The sequence below is a fragment of the Streptomyces sp. NPDC037126 genome, assembly GCF_055605965.1.
This window is the reverse complement of sequence record NZ_JBVJTD010000045.1, coordinates 22,622-35,487: the sequence shown is the minus strand read 5'-3', so window position 1 is coordinate 35,487 and position 12,866 is coordinate 22,622. Positions and strand designations below refer to the sequence as shown.

General features: G+C 70.2%; 11 protein-coding genes and 1 pseudogene. 7 read left to right on the top strand and 5 right to left on the bottom strand.

What is annotated here, in order from left to right:
• Positions 1-61: 61 nt before the first annotated feature.
• Positions 62-478 (top strand): hypothetical protein, encoded by a 417-nt coding sequence (locus ACZ7FF_RS43010; protein ID WP_470819949.1) that lies wholly within the window; start codon positions 62-64, stop codon positions 476-478.
• A gap of 86 nt (positions 479-564) precedes the next feature.
• On the opposite strand, the gene ACZ7FF_RS43005 is transcribed toward ACZ7FF_RS43010, so the two are convergent.
• A complete protein-coding gene (locus ACZ7FF_RS43005) occupies positions 565-2,136 on the bottom strand; it encodes a sodium/solute symporter (protein ID WP_470819947.1) in 1,572 nt (523 codons plus the stop codon).
• A gap of 62 nt (positions 2,137-2,198) precedes the next feature.
• Positions 2,199-2,603 (bottom strand): DUF485 domain-containing protein, encoded by a 405-nt coding sequence (locus ACZ7FF_RS43000; RefSeq protein WP_470819945.1) that lies wholly within the window; start codon positions 2,601-2,603, stop codon positions 2,199-2,201.
• A gap of 1,786 nt (positions 2,604-4,389) precedes the next feature.
• On the opposite strand from ACZ7FF_RS43000, the gene ACZ7FF_RS42995 reads away from it, so the two are divergent.
• Positions 4,390-5,736: a ricin-type beta-trefoil lectin domain protein gene (locus ACZ7FF_RS42995; RefSeq protein ID WP_470819943.1), complete on the top strand. Its 1,347-nt coding sequence runs from the start codon at positions 4,390-4,392 to the stop codon at positions 5,734-5,736.
• 174 nt (positions 5,737-5,910) lie between these two features.
• Here the strand turns inward: ACZ7FF_RS42995 and ACZ7FF_RS42990 are convergent.
• Positions 5,911-6,018 (bottom strand): annotated as a pseudogene (locus ACZ7FF_RS42990) (sulfite exporter TauE/SafE family protein); the annotation flags it as partial.
• 202 nt (positions 6,019-6,220) lie between these two features.
• Here ACZ7FF_RS42990 and ACZ7FF_RS42985 point away from each other — a divergent pair.
• Positions 6,221-6,847 (top strand): TetR/AcrR family transcriptional regulator, encoded by a 627-nt coding sequence (locus tag ACZ7FF_RS42985; RefSeq protein WP_470819941.1) that lies wholly within the window; start codon positions 6,221-6,223, stop codon positions 6,845-6,847.
• A 96-nt stretch (positions 6,848-6,943) separates the two neighbouring features.
• On the opposite strand, the gene ACZ7FF_RS42980 is transcribed toward ACZ7FF_RS42985, so the two are convergent.
• The gene (locus ACZ7FF_RS42980) at positions 6,944-7,879 is read right to left on the bottom strand and encodes a hypothetical protein (RefSeq protein ID WP_470819939.1); all 936 of its coding nucleotides are present in this window, start codon (positions 7,877-7,879) and stop codon (positions 6,944-6,946) included.
• A 157-nt stretch (positions 7,880-8,036) separates the two neighbouring features.
• On the bottom strand, positions 8,037-8,882 hold the full coding sequence (locus ACZ7FF_RS42975) for a hypothetical protein (RefSeq protein WP_470819937.1): 846 nt from the start codon (positions 8,880-8,882) through the stop codon (positions 8,037-8,039).
• A 746-nt stretch (positions 8,883-9,628) separates the two neighbouring features.
• Here ACZ7FF_RS42975 and ACZ7FF_RS42970 point away from each other — a divergent pair.
• From ACZ7FF_RS42970 to ACZ7FF_RS42955, 4 genes are all read left to right on the top strand, one after another.
• Positions 9,629-9,919: a hypothetical protein gene (locus tag ACZ7FF_RS42970; RefSeq protein ID WP_470819936.1), complete on the top strand. Its 291-nt coding sequence runs from the start codon at positions 9,629-9,631 to the stop codon at positions 9,917-9,919.
• A 395-nt stretch (positions 9,920-10,314) separates the two neighbouring features.
• Complete coding sequence (locus ACZ7FF_RS42965) at positions 10,315-11,889, top strand: DUF1963 domain-containing protein (protein ID WP_470819934.1); 1,575 nt, start codon at positions 10,315-10,317, stop codon at positions 11,887-11,889.
• Complete coding sequence (locus tag ACZ7FF_RS42960) at positions 11,862-12,044, top strand: hypothetical protein (protein WP_470819932.1); 183 nt, start codon at positions 11,862-11,864, stop codon at positions 12,042-12,044. The genes ACZ7FF_RS42965 and ACZ7FF_RS42960 overlap by 28 nt, the downstream gene beginning before the upstream one ends.
• A gap of 243 nt (positions 12,045-12,287) precedes the next feature.
• On the top strand, positions 12,288-12,833 hold the full coding sequence (locus tag ACZ7FF_RS42955; RefSeq protein WP_470819931.1) for a hypothetical protein: 546 nt from the start codon (positions 12,288-12,290) through the stop codon (positions 12,831-12,833).
• The last annotated feature ends 33 nt before the right edge of the window (positions 12,834-12,866 follow it).

The window sequence follows — 12,866 nt, the reverse complement described above, 5'->3', positions numbered from 1 at the left end:
TCCTCCGGATACGGAGACCTACGTCCCACCAAGACACCCTTCCTCGGACCATCAAGATCCATTGTCAGAGTGTCCACACCCCAGGGGTCGCCTCATCTGGAACAACCAAGTCGTCCCGAACCTGTCCGCCGCCGAGGCCGCGACCCTGAAGAAACGCTTCGAGCCCTTCTCCGTCCCGGCGATGCTCGCGGCCCGCGAGGGGAAGATGTTCACCGATTTCTACTCGCCGGCCAAGGCCATGGAGGCGCTCGCCATCACCGACGGCGTCGCGAGCAGGATCATGACTCCCATGCTGGTGCTGGACTACGACGATGAACAGTTCTATCCCGGTCAGCCCCGGGAGCTGTACGACAAGCTGGCCTGTCCCAAGGACTATGTGAAGCTCACCGCCGCTCAGGGGGCCCAGCTGCACTGCTCGCCGATGGCACCGCAGGTCCACTGCGAGACGGTCTTCGACTGGCTGGAAGAAACCCTCTGACCTCGCCTCCGCCCGGTGTGGCGGCGCACCTGCGGCGCCGCCACCCGTCGAACGGACGCCCCGGGGCCGCGCCTTCGAGCCCCGGCTCACCCCCGCCTGCGCGCCGTCGCCAGGCGGGGCTCTCGCTGTACTGCCGCGTGCGGGCGCCGCGGCTTCGTGCGGCCCGGCAGCACCGTGCCCAGCCAGCCGGAGAGGAACCCGACGGGGACGGAGACGATGCCGGTGCCCGTGAACGGGAACCAGTTGAAATGCGATGCCGGGAGCACCGAGAAGACCGAACCGGAGACGAGGCTGGTGCCGGAGAACAGCACCAGCACCGACACCGAGCCCCCGATGAGCGTGGCCATCAGTCCGGTGCTGGTGAAGCGACGCCAGAAGAGGCCGTACACCAGGGCGGGTGTGATCGCGGAGGCGCACAGGCAGAAAGAAAGGGCTGCCAGGGGCATCAGGGAGTGACGCTCGAGCAGGGCGGCCACGACGATGGTGGGCAGCCCGACGGTGAGCGTCGACCAGCGCGCCAGCGCTATCTCCCGGCGCTCCGGCATGCCCGGGTTGCGTGACGCGAGCACGTCGTGGGCGAGGGAGTTGGCGCAGGCGAGGACCATCCCCGCCACGGAGGCCAGCACCGTCAGCAGGAGTGCCGTTGTCACCAGGGTGAACAGGACGGACTCCACGGTCGAGACCTGCGCGCCGAACACCGCCCGCGTGCCGAGCAGGTAGGCCGTGTTGCCCTGCGGGTCCGACTGGGCGACGGCGCCGCGGCCGATCATGGCCGTGGCGCCGAACTCCACCACCACCATGACCGACATGAACACGGCCACGATCGCCACGGCCCAGGACATGGAACGGCGCACGTGACGGGGTTCGGAGACGGAGTACACGCGCATGGTGTTGTGCGGCAGACACGCGACCCCGAGCACGATCGTCAGCTCGAAGAAGATCATGTCGATACGGCCTGTGATCCCGGGGGTGAACTGCTGGCCGTAGTGGAGGAAGGCCGGTCCCACGCCGCTGTGCTGCGCCGCCGTGTCGAAGAGGGAACCCAGGTCCCAGTCGAAGCGGTGCAGGACGAGGAGGGCGACCGTGATGCCCGAGCCGATCAGCACCGTGGTCTTGAGGATCTCCATGAGCGCGGTTCCCTGCATGCCGCCGATCGCCGCGTAGAGGATGACCAGGAAGCCGATCCCCAGCACGCAGCCCGCCTTGACGGACTCGTTGGAGAAGCCGAGGACGTACGCCATCAACCGCCCGAAGCCGGCGAGCTGGACGACCATCACCGGCAGGAGCGTGACGATGGTCACCACGCCGACGGCGATGCGCACGGTGCTGTGCGGCATCCGGCGCGCAAGCACGTCCCCCATGGTGAACCGGCCGTTCCTGCGCAGTGGTTCGGCCAGCAGGAGCATCGCCAGTGCGAGCGACAGCACCGTGCTCAGTGCGAGGACGACCCCGTCGTAGCCGGTCAGGGCGATCAGGCCGCCGGTGCCGAGCACGGTCGCCGCCGAGATGTAGTCGCCCGCGATGACCAGCCCGTGGCGCAGCGGGGACGGGCTGCCGTGCCCGGTGTAGAACTCCCCGAGACCGTCGCTGTCCGGGCCGGTCACCACGCACAGCGTCAGTGCCAGAGCGCTGGCGGCACAGAAGGCGACGAACGACATGCCGGAGAGGGCACCGCGACCCGGGGCTGCGGCAGAGGCACAGAGCGTGGCACAGACCCCGCTCATCGAAGCACTCCTCGCCAGGGGTCCGCTTCGGCCCCCTCCTCGGGGACGTCATCCGCGGCAGCGTTCGCCCGCCCGTGGGCGGTGTGCTTGCATCCCACCGCCGCCGCCAGGAGGACTGGGAGCTGGAGGCACGCGAGAAGCAGCCCGAGGGGCATGCCGCCGGTGACCGTACGGGCCATGAAGCCGGGCGCGGCCGCCGCGAGGAGCAGGAACGACGCGAAGAGGCCGAACACTCCGAGTGTGGTCACGCGCCAGGTCCGGCAGCACGCCTCACGCGGCAGACGCAGGTAGAGGAAACCGTCCCCGTCCCCGCGGCCGGGGGGTCCGGGGTCGGGTTCGGGGGGAGCCGGTTCGCGGTCGGCCGGCCAGGTGTATGCGCCCGGTGGCGAGTAGTGGGACATCCCGGGGGCTCCTTGCAGGTGCGGTGCCGCGGGCGGCGAATCGCACGGAGGGGGCGGAAGCGATCCCCGGAACGGTAGTCACTGCGCGGGGCCGCCGAGCGGCATTGGCGCCGAAGTGATCAGGCGAAGTGCGCGTTGTGCCCGATAGGGAGGTTTCCGGAGTGTCGTAGGCGTCCGGTCGCCACCCCCTATGGTGCAAAGCGAGGAGTACGCAGGGTTCCCGCTCCGCACGGCGCGTGCCGCACGTCCCGGCACGATCCTTCGCCGGCCGGTGACGAGGCGTGATGCTGCCGGCCTCGCCTGACCGGCGGTCTCCACGGCGCGGCCGCCCGCACGTACCGCGCGCAGAAGCACCAGGACGGCGCCGCTTTTCCGTCGCGGGCGGCTTCACGCGGCCGCGCGCCTGCCCGGCATGCGACCGCTGTCCGGTGAACCCCGGCGCCGTCCGGAAGGCCGGACGGCTGCCCCGCAGGCAGGTCCAAGTCCCGCGGGCACCCCGCATGTACCGAGGATCCGGTTGACCGCCCACATCTGATGTGCAGTCAAGTTCCGTTCGCCCTCACCCCTCTCTCACCCTGCCTAATTCCCTTCAGGCCACACCGCGTCGTGCGGACGGGGAATGGACCGGGCTCTCGCTGTCCCTGAGGCCTCCCGGCCTGCGTACGGCGGGTGGCGCGCGGGCGGTGACCGCGATGCCCGACGGCAGGCTCCGGTTAGGCGTCCACACTGTCGGGCATGTCATCAGGAACACGGACGGAGGCTGGACCTCCCCGGACCACCTCTACGCCTGGGTGACGCCCGGCCTGCCTGCCGACCCTCCCTGCTTTCCGGGCAAGCCCGACGAGAACCCACGGTGAAGGCCATGGCCGCCGCCGCGAGTCTCCCGAACGGGGACATGTACGCCCTCCTCGGCATGGCCTGACCGCGGTCGGCCCCAGGACCGGCCACAGTGGTCCGTGGTCACCCTGTACGGCGTGAATCGACGAGCTCAGGCGCGCGGACGTGCCGCGGGGTCTGCACGCAAGGCCGGTCGGGCGCGCGTCCGCGGGGCGCTCCTGTCGGTCCGCTACGGCTCCTCCGGGTTGACGCACGGGCTGACACAGCACCGTCATCGTCAGGTTCGAATGGACGCGGCAGCATGAAACTAGCGAAGTCATGTTGTGGATTAGGGCTCCGCATATTGCATAAAGCTATGCGAAGTCGTGCGGTGGCTGAGAGAGCGGCGCGACGATGGGCCCGCCCGGCCGGTTCTGCAGGGAGGCGGCCCTCGACCGCCCTTCCTGTAGCTGTGCGCGGAGTGCGAAACATTCAAATGTGCAACCTGGATGAGCACTTCGGCTATGTGCCGCCGGCTGCCGAGCGCCCCGGTACCGCAGCGCTCCCGGATCCCGCGGCGGGTGTCCGTGGCGTAGTCCGTGACGGCGCGGGACGCGGGCAGGTGGCGGGACGGGTCACGACGTCGCATTTCAGAAGGTGTCGTCCACGGAACCGCATCGCGTGTCCCCGGCGGCGCCCGAGACGGCCGATGCCCGGTCGGCGGGACGGTCCCGGCGGGAGACCGCCCGGTTCCACCGGTGCTGTCGGAACGTCAAAACCATTCCAGGGCAAACCAGTTGCTTGACCGTTTCGCGGTGCGGGGCTAGAACACCTCGCACAGCCCCGGTCTGCTGCCTCCCCTGGGAACGCCCCTTTCGGGCGGACGCACGCGGAACCGGCACCCACCCACCGGACCTCTTCATCGCAGCGCGCCTGCGCTGAGTATCCCTCACCGCCTCTGGAGTCTGCGATGGCCGCGAAACACGTTCGCCCGCGCAGGATCGCGCTGGTGCTCCTGCCCCTCCTCCCCCTTCTGCTCTGGCCGGTGTTGTGGCACATGGCCCAGTCGGCCTCGGCCGACGGCGTCTCCTCGTACTCCTTGCTGTACGACCCCGGCCCCGCGCACAAGTGCTACGGGATGGTCATCGAGGGTGTCTCGGACACGGCTCCCGACCGCTCGCGCGAGAACCTCTCCGGCTGTGGTGATTTCACCGCGGGCAAGGAGTTCACCCGTACTGATTCCGGCCACTCCGCCTGGGACATCGGCACACACGGCTGGAACAAGAGCAGCTGGGGCCGGACGCCCGGCTACTCGTTCACACCGCAGACCAGTGCCCGGACGGTGGGCATGACGAACAACGCCGCCGGAACGGGCTGCACACTCCACGAGACGAATGTCAGCTACTCCTACGTGGGTTCCCAGCTGCGCGCGAACACCGACCGCAGTGCTCCCACCCTGGCCGACGGCTCCCTGGACGTCACCTACAACGCGAAGATCCACCAGACGGGAGGCTTCACCAAGGGCTGCCAACGGCGTGCGCTGCTCACCACGGACTTCATCTTCGAGGACCCCGTCCACGGCGCCGATCCGGACGTACTCTCCGTCGTCCACTTCGACCCGGGCCACTTCATGAAAAAGACCAGCGGCGTCCTGTACAAGGACAAGGCCTGCCGGTCCGGGGCCCGAGGATGCCGGCTCCAGGTGGCCGCCGACGCGCCGATGCTGGAGGACTCCCGGCCCGGGGCGATCAGCGACGACGCCAGCGCGCTGTTCGACAAGTACGCGACCGACTTCAACCCGAACCATCTGGCGAAGTCTCAGTTCACCCTGCGGGCCGTACAGGTGGTGAGCACCAACGTGGGCACCAGCACGGCCACCACCGTGAGCAACATCGACGCTCGCGTCACGCCGCGGGCGGCCTTGCGGACCACGCTCCGGAACTCGTCTCCGAGCAGCGGCATGTGCCTGGACGACAGGGCCAACGGGGGAAGGAGCGGTGACATCGTCCAGATCCACACCTGCAACGGGACCTCGGCCCAGAACTGGACGATGGGCTCGGACGGCACGATCAAGGTGCACGGTCTGTGCCTGGACGGGAGCCGGAGAGGTACGGCCGACGGCGGTACCGTGATCCTCTCCACCTGTACCGGCACCGCGGGCCAGAAGTGGGTCGCCGGCCGCTACGGTCAGGTCTACGGCCTGGTGGGGGGGAAGTGCCTCCAGGTGGCGAAGTCCGTGAACAACGCTCCGGTCACCAGGGGAAGCTGCTGGGGTGGCGAGGTCCAGAAGTGGTGGACAGGCGCAAGCCGCAGATGACGGGCCCGCTCGCGACGCGGAGACCTTGGCCGTGGCCTCACGCCGCCGCAGGGCTCGCACGGGCGGCTCGGCGGGACACGGGCCTGCGGCGACCGGCCGGGTGGCGGCGCGAGGGCCCCGCCCGCGTCGCCACGCCCTCGGTCCGGGGTGGCCGAGCCCGCCCCGCCGACGGGTACCACCCTGCTGCCACGCAGGCGTGGTGAACCCGCCGAGCACACCGTACGAGCGTGCCACCAGCCGGCCTGCCCGCTCTCTCACCGCGTCCGGCTCGTCCGCCCTGTCCACGCCCCCCGGGGCGATGCCGCCGCCACAGGGTGTGGGCGAGGCTGGTGATCGTCGACGCCGAGGACCACGCCGCGCCCGCCTTCTTCGCAAAACCCGTGGTGAGCGATGCGGTGGACTTCCTGCGCGAGTCGTGGGAATAGGTCTCCCGAAAATCCGGACCGAGTCCGATGTGAATGAGGTACGCGGGTAGACTGAGGTCATGACCGAACCCGTCGGCCTGCGCGAGCGGAAGAAGGCGAAGACCCGGAGGGCGATCTCGGAAGCCGCGATCTCCATGTTCCTTGAGCGTGGCTACGACCAGGTGTCGGTCGCGGAGATCGCGGCCGCGGCCGAGGTCACCAAGTCCACGGTCTTCGTCTACTTTCCCAGCAAGGACGACCTGGTTCTGCACCGCATCGCCGACCACCTCGCGCAGTCGGCCGAGGTGGTCCGGCACCGCCGGGCGGAGCAGAGTCCGCTCGACGCGCTGGAGGAGACCTTCCTGAGGCAAGTGGAGTCCCGTGATGCCGTCTCGGGTCTGTCCGGCAGGCCCGAAGTGATCGCGTACATCCGCCTGGTCCTCGAAACCCCGTCCCTGGCAACCGCCCTCAACCGCTATCAGGAACGGTCCACCCGGCTCCTCGCCGAAGCCCTGCGCGAGGCGAGCCCGGGCATGGATGCCATGAGGGCCCGGCTGGCCGCGTGCCAGATCACCGCCGTCCAGTTCCTGCTCATCCGCGTCAATCAGGAACGCGTCGTCGGCGGGGCCTCACCTGACTCCGTCGCGGCGGCGCGCCATGATGCCCACAGCGCGTTCGATTCCCTCCGCAACGGCCTGCGCCTGTAACTGCCCTGGCGGACGCCGGCGGTGGGCATGACGGCCCGGCGGACCTTCCCCGGCCCTTCCGGCGCGTTCGCGGCCGCCTGCCTGGGCGCCCTTCCTTCACCGGGCGGACGTGAACACGGGCTGAGCGTCGGTGAACAGCGACAGCGCGGCCCGGACGATCTCCCGCTTGTACAGCGGGACGTCGGTGATCTCGAGCCGGCTGAGCCTGCCGCCGGTGCCGGTGCGCACGGTGACAGTGCCTTTGAAGGTGTCCTGTCTCTGCTTCCACACGTACTCGCAGTGGCGGTCGTCGTGCCGTCCGCCGAGGAGACAGGCGAATCCGCCCAGGACGTAACCCACCACCTCCCCGTCGCCGCGGCCTTCCAGCTGGTCGCGATTGGCATGGGCGATGACTCGCTGATCGGTCTCGTCGGGTACCCAGTCGGGGTCCTCGCCCAGCAGGACGGAGTGTGACCTGCCTTTGATCACGGCATTCGCCGCGGCCCGTTCGAGCGGGGCCGCCATGGCCCTGGGAAAGACGACGGACGTGCAGGCCACCCAGTCCAGGTGGCCGTGCAGGGTACCCAGGATGCCGTCGCAGCCGTGCGTCATGCCGCTGGCGACCTGGTCCGGGCTGGTCGGGCAGATGACCGGCGTCCCACCGCACAGACGAATCGAGTTCGGCACACCGTCCCGCCCGGGGAGGAACACGCGGCATCCCGCGAACTTCGGGTCGTTGGCAAGCTCCTCCGCCCAGCCCTCCTCATTGGACTGCAGCGTGAGGTTGTAGGTGACATCTCTGCTGTCGAGCGGTGGAAACGGCGCCTGGATCTGCTCCCAGAGGTCGAGTTGCCGCCAGGAGTACGTCAGTGGCTGATTGGTGTCGCAGTAGAACTGGATCGTCGTGCCCTGCGGGATGGCGACGATCTCCATCTCGGGCGGGGTGTAGGCCGGGTCGGCATCCAGCCCGCCGTGTCCGAGCAGCACATGACGTTCCATTCCCGCACCTTCCGGAGAGCCGGTCCCGATCGTTTCATGTGCCTTCAGCCACATCGACGGAATCCGGTCGACCGTTGGGGCACGCCCGGCGCCCCGAAGGCCTCACGCTCAGCGCGTTCCGGCCGCGCGTCCGGGGGACTGCCACGGTGGTCCCCCGGACGCGCACCCGCCTCTTCGCCGTTCGGACGGGCGTGGTGCCAAGTCCCGGCCGTCAGCCGGTCGTCGGCCGGTACACGTACACTCTCGTGGCGACCTTGCAGATGCCCGGCGGGACGACCTCGGCCCGAAGAGTCCGGGACCGCGGGTCGTAATCCACGCCCTCGGCCTCGAAGCCGCCCGAGCAGATGCTCTTGCGCGGGAGCTGGAGCAGCGTGGTGACGGTGCCCGTGATGGGACTGCCGTCCAGCGCGTGCGGCAGGTCCACCTGGAGCAGGTCCTTCGCCGCGTCGTCCGAGACGCACACCAGCCGGGTGCTGGAGACGAAGTCGCACGCCTGGACGTTGGCCACCGTGCGGTCGAGGCTGATCTGGCCGGCCTGCGGCAGCGCACCGCCCGTAGGGGGCGTCGAGGTGTTGAGCAGTGGCGTGGGGAACACCAGCAAACGGTTCTCGTCGCCCCATTCCCCCGAAACCATCCACTGGTTGTCCGGCGAGACGGTGGCGAAGGAGTTGTTGTGGGCCTCGCCGCTGTCGAGGGTGTGCTCGTACTCGTAGCGCTGTCCGCCGGGCGTGGTGACGGTGAACAGCTTCGACGTCGTCCCGTCGCTCTGGTAGGCGTCGAAGACGTAGCCTGCGTCGGAGATGTCCGGGTCGCCGATGTGGTTCCATCCCTTCGTCCGCAGGGACAGCGGTTCCGACGCCAGGCCGCGGTAGAGCAGGGAGCCGTCCGGGAAACTGGCCAGTCCCTCGCCGCCGGTCAGGGAATTGACGTGAGAGTAGTCCTTGCCGGTCCAGCCGCCGGGCGAGGGATCCGCCGCGGCGGCCGGCTCGGCCATGGCGGTGACGGCGGTGGCCACGGCGGCGAGCAGGATCGCGGCAGAGCGAATGCGAGACGTCATGTGGGCCCCATCTGGTCGGGATCGGGAACGCGATCCTAGATCCGGCCCCGGCCTGCGGTCTGTACCCCGCAGGTAGCTTGTCCTGAACTGAGGCGACACCCACCTGCCCGAACCGCCACGACGCCGACGAGCCCATGGGATCCTTGACCGGGGCTGGTCATACGTCAGTGGTGTTCAGTACCCGCCGAGATGCTGCCCCATGGAGAAGCATCGTCATCGCAATCAGGCTCTGTGCAAAACTTTTTGAGACACAGTCATATCCATTCCACGTCCGCCCTCGTCCGGTGCGTCGGCACGCGGGGGGGGGGGTGCCACCACCGACGGCGCCGACGCGCTGACGGCGTGTCGGTGCGACCCTGCGGCCGGGGAGAGCCGGGCGCGGACGAACCGGCCGGCCCGGCACCGCATGCGAAGGTCCGTGCCCGAGCGGGAGATGGGTTCGCGACACCGTACCGCCGCGTTCGACGAGTGGTGGCCGGCGTCCGATCCCGCACGCCGTGCGGCGCGGCGTCTGAACCGGCATCCAGCACATCAGCCGACGTCCTGGCATCCGCTGCCGACCCGGCGGTGCCACCGGCACCGCGAGCTCGCGGACGTGCCGTGTTGCCGACCGCGCCCGGCGGTACCGCGGAGATCCTCCCCGGCTCCCGTCTCATCCTGGCCCTGGCCGTCGGAACAGCCGTGGCGATGGCTCCGACCGTCACCGTCCGTACGACGACCCCTCCCTCGAACAACGGGAGCTCACGGTGCTGGCTTCGCTTGCCTCGAAGGACACGGACGGCAATGTGTCCATCACGGTCATCAACGCCGATCCCGCCCACGACGTGCCGGCGACGGTGACCACCGGAAGCCACGCACACGCGGCCTCGGCCGACACCTCGACCCTGGCCCCGTCCAGTCACCAGGACTACAACGACAGGAGTAACCCCGGCAAGGTGCGGATCCGGCAGGGCACCGCCTCGGTCGGCAGGGGGGCCTTCACCTATACCTTCCCCGCACACAGCATCCCGGTGCTGGAACTCCATCCGGCCGGATGACGGCACGCGGCCCTCACCGGCCATGAGACATGTGGTCCCGGGCACCGGACCGGCACCGGCCTCCGGGACCACATGTGCACGCACTTGGTGAGGGGCCCGCCACCCCCGGGGGCTGTGCTGCCGGCGTCATCCACGGGAGCGGCACGCGCGGTGCGGGCGGTGGGGACGGGGGCTGCGGTGTCGGTGGACCGCTCATGCGGGGTGAGCGGTGTGTGGCGGTACCGCTGGCGCGCCGGGCTGCGGGACAGGACGGCGTCGTCCCTGTTCAGGGGGCATCCGAGAGGCTGGGACGGGGTGGCTTCGGCAGTGGGGCCGGCCCCACTGCCGGGATGCCGCCGAGCGGTTGTGGACAAGGCCGGGTTCTGGCACATGAATGTCCGGCGAGAGGGTGCGGCATGTGCAGTGCATACGACGACGGTGTGGACGCGGCGGTCCGTGCTCTGGGTCCCGTGACGGGGCCGCGGTGGCGTGAGACCCTGCGGCCGGCGATCCGTCTTGGCGAACGTGATGAAGGCGACGGGCGCGCGGACGCCGCGCTGGTCGGGCGGGTGGGAGGACTGCCGGACCTTCCCCAGGACCTCGCCTGGCCGGTGTGGGAGGGGCACGGCCCGCTCACCCACTTCGCGACCATCGACTGTGCCGCCCTGCCCGTGCACGAGCTGGACTTCCCCCTGCCCGCCGACGGCACGCTGCTGTTCTTCCGCTATGCCGCTGCGGAATACGAGTTCGCGCCGGACGGAGACGAGGACACCTTCGTCGGGTGTGCGGGAGGCGAACCACAAGACGGGGCGAGGGCGGCCGTGATCCATCTGCCTGCCTCCGCGGCGACGCGCCCACGGCCAGCGCCTGAGGGTCTCACGGTACTCGACCAGGTGTCCCTTCGCCGGTTCCCGACGGCCCTGACCTGGCCCGCGTTCGGCGGTGTCGATGAGGAACTCGCCGACACCGGCACCGACACCGATGACGTCGAGGACATCCTCGAGGAACTGTCGGAAATCGGCTACGAGGAGCACAACGGCCACTGGCCGCAGATCGGCGGGCACACCCGCCCCGTCCAGTTTCCCGTGGAAGAGGAGATCAGCGACGCGCTGCTCGGCCCGGAAGCCACCGAGGCAGAGCACCTCGCCGAACAACGCCGCTGGACCATGCTCGCCTCGTTCGACGAGGGTGACACGACGGGCGTCGACGGTGTCGTGTACTGGATGATCCGCCACGACGACCTCGCCGCCCACCGCTTCGACAAGGCAGCGGTAGGCGCCCCGGCGGAGACGGCCGTGAGCGATCCGGAGGTGGACTCTGTGCCCACTGAGGGTCAGCTGTTCAGCGCCGTGGACGCGCTGCTGGAGCACGGCGCCCAGGACGGTCTCCCCGACCCCGCCCAGCGCAGGCGGCTCAGGGAGGCCGGCGGGCTGAGCCAGGCCCAGATCGCGACCGCGCTGAAGACGCGCCGTGCAACCGTCGCGAGATGGGAAGCGGGCCAGCGCGAGCCGAGGCCGCCGCAGCGCGCCGCCTACGCCCGGCTGCTGGAGAAGCTGGCCGAGCGCTTCCCGGCTCCCGCCCCCGCTCCTGAGGTTGCCCCCGTTCCTGACGCTGTCCCCGGCCCTGAGGTTGCCCCCGTTCCTGACGCTGCCCCCGGCCCTGACGTTGCCCCCGCCCCGGCCGCGCAGCCGAACACGTCCACCGGCCCCGCAGCCGCTCCCGCCCCGGCGGCCGACGCTCCGGCGGGCCTCACCGCACCCTCCCTCGCCGCCCCGGCCGCTGCCGTACGCCCGGCGCCCTCCGCTCGGCCGGCCGCGTCTCCGTCCCGGAGCCCGAGCCCGAAGAGCGCGGCGAAGACGCCTGCCGCCACCGACAAGCGGTTCGAGAACGGTCCGCTCGCTGTGGTTGACGTCGACACCGACGCGCAGGACTCGCGTACTGTGTCGGCGGCCTGGTCCTGGACGTGCCCGCGAAGTCCCTGCCGTCACTGATCGAGTGGACCCTGTCAAAGGCCCGGCTCGGACAGGCCCGCCTGCACCGCAACGGCCGCGACGCCGACCCCGTCCTCGTCCTCACCCCGGCCGCGCTGGAGCGCTACGGCCTGCCCCGCCGTCCTGTCGGACGAGGAGCGGCGCGCCGGACCTGAGTCACGTGCACCTGTCCCGCGTGGACCTCGGGGCCGGACGGCCGACGGTGACAGGCTCCCGTCGCCGTTCACCCCCGAAGGGGGACCGTCCGACCGGGCTGGCCTGGTACGCCACCCCCACCGTCGCCTATGCGGTGGAGCTCGGCTTCGAGGTCGCTCCGATCGAGGCGTACGTGCGTACCCGGACCGGGCCGTTACCTGGACGGCTGGTACAGGCGGCTGCGCGACGCGTACGTGGCCACGATGGCCGATCTAGGCGTCACCACCGGTCTGGGCGGCCAGGAGTTCCTGGACGCGATGGCCCGCTCCAGGCACGTGGACCCGACGATGGCGCTGCTGGCGGGCGCGATCAAGGCGACCGCGAAGGGCGGTATCGGCAAGCTGCGTCAGCGCAATCGGGGCCAGGTGCCGTACTACGAGCCGTGGCCGGCCCCCGCAAGGGAGACGTGGCGCCCCGACATCCGGTCCGCCGTGCTGGCCAGCCAGCGCATCGGAATCCACCGCAAGCTGATGAAGATGGCCGCGGCGGCCGATCTGTACCCGGTGGCCATCGGTACCGACGCCGTCGTCTACCCCTCACCCGGTCCGTCCCCGCTGGACGTCCTGCCGCACACCCCCGGCGGCAAGCCGGTGGCGGGCACGTTCCGGCTCGGTGTCTCCCCGGGCATGGTGCAGCACCAGGGCACCCGGACCGTCCTATGGGCGGAAGAGCAGTTCGAAGAGCACGGCGGCGTCTTCAACGTCGCCAACCTGATCAAGTCCGATCCGACGGCCGGGGAGGGCGCGTAGCAGGTCCTGGGTCCGCGCTCGCGGTTCCGGGGC

What these genes read in the sequence shown, in the direction of transcription:
- ACZ7FF_RS42975 (WP_470819937.1), bottom strand. Translation starts at nt 8,882, where the DNA reads ATGACGTCTCGCATTCGCTCTGCCGCGATCCTGCTCGCCGCCGTGGCC.
- ACZ7FF_RS42955 (WP_470819931.1), top strand. Translation starts at nt 12,288, where the DNA reads ATGGCCGATCTAGGCGTCACCACCGGTCTGGGCGGCCAGGAGTTCCTG.
- ACZ7FF_RS42965 (WP_470819934.1), top strand. Translation starts at nt 10,315, where the DNA reads ATGTGCAGTGCATACGACGACGGTGTGGACGCGGCGGTCCGTGCTCTG.
- ACZ7FF_RS42995 (WP_470819943.1), top strand. Translation starts at nt 4,390, where the DNA reads ATGGCCGCGAAACACGTTCGCCCGCGCAGGATCGCGCTGGTGCTCCTG.
- ACZ7FF_RS42980 (WP_470819939.1), bottom strand. Translation starts at nt 7,879, where the DNA reads ATGTGGCTGAAGGCACATGAAACGATCGGGACCGGCTCTCCGGAAGGT.
- ACZ7FF_RS43000 (WP_470819945.1), bottom strand. Translation starts at nt 2,603, where the DNA reads ATGTCCCACTACTCGCCACCGGGCGCATACACCTGGCCGGCCGACCGC.
- ACZ7FF_RS43005 (WP_470819947.1), bottom strand. Translation starts at nt 2,136, where the DNA reads ATGTCGTTCGTCGCCTTCTGTGCCGCCAGCGCTCTGGCACTGACGCTG.
- ACZ7FF_RS42985 (WP_470819941.1), top strand. Translation starts at nt 6,221, where the DNA reads ATGACCGAACCCGTCGGCCTGCGCGAGCGGAAGAAGGCGAAGACCCGG.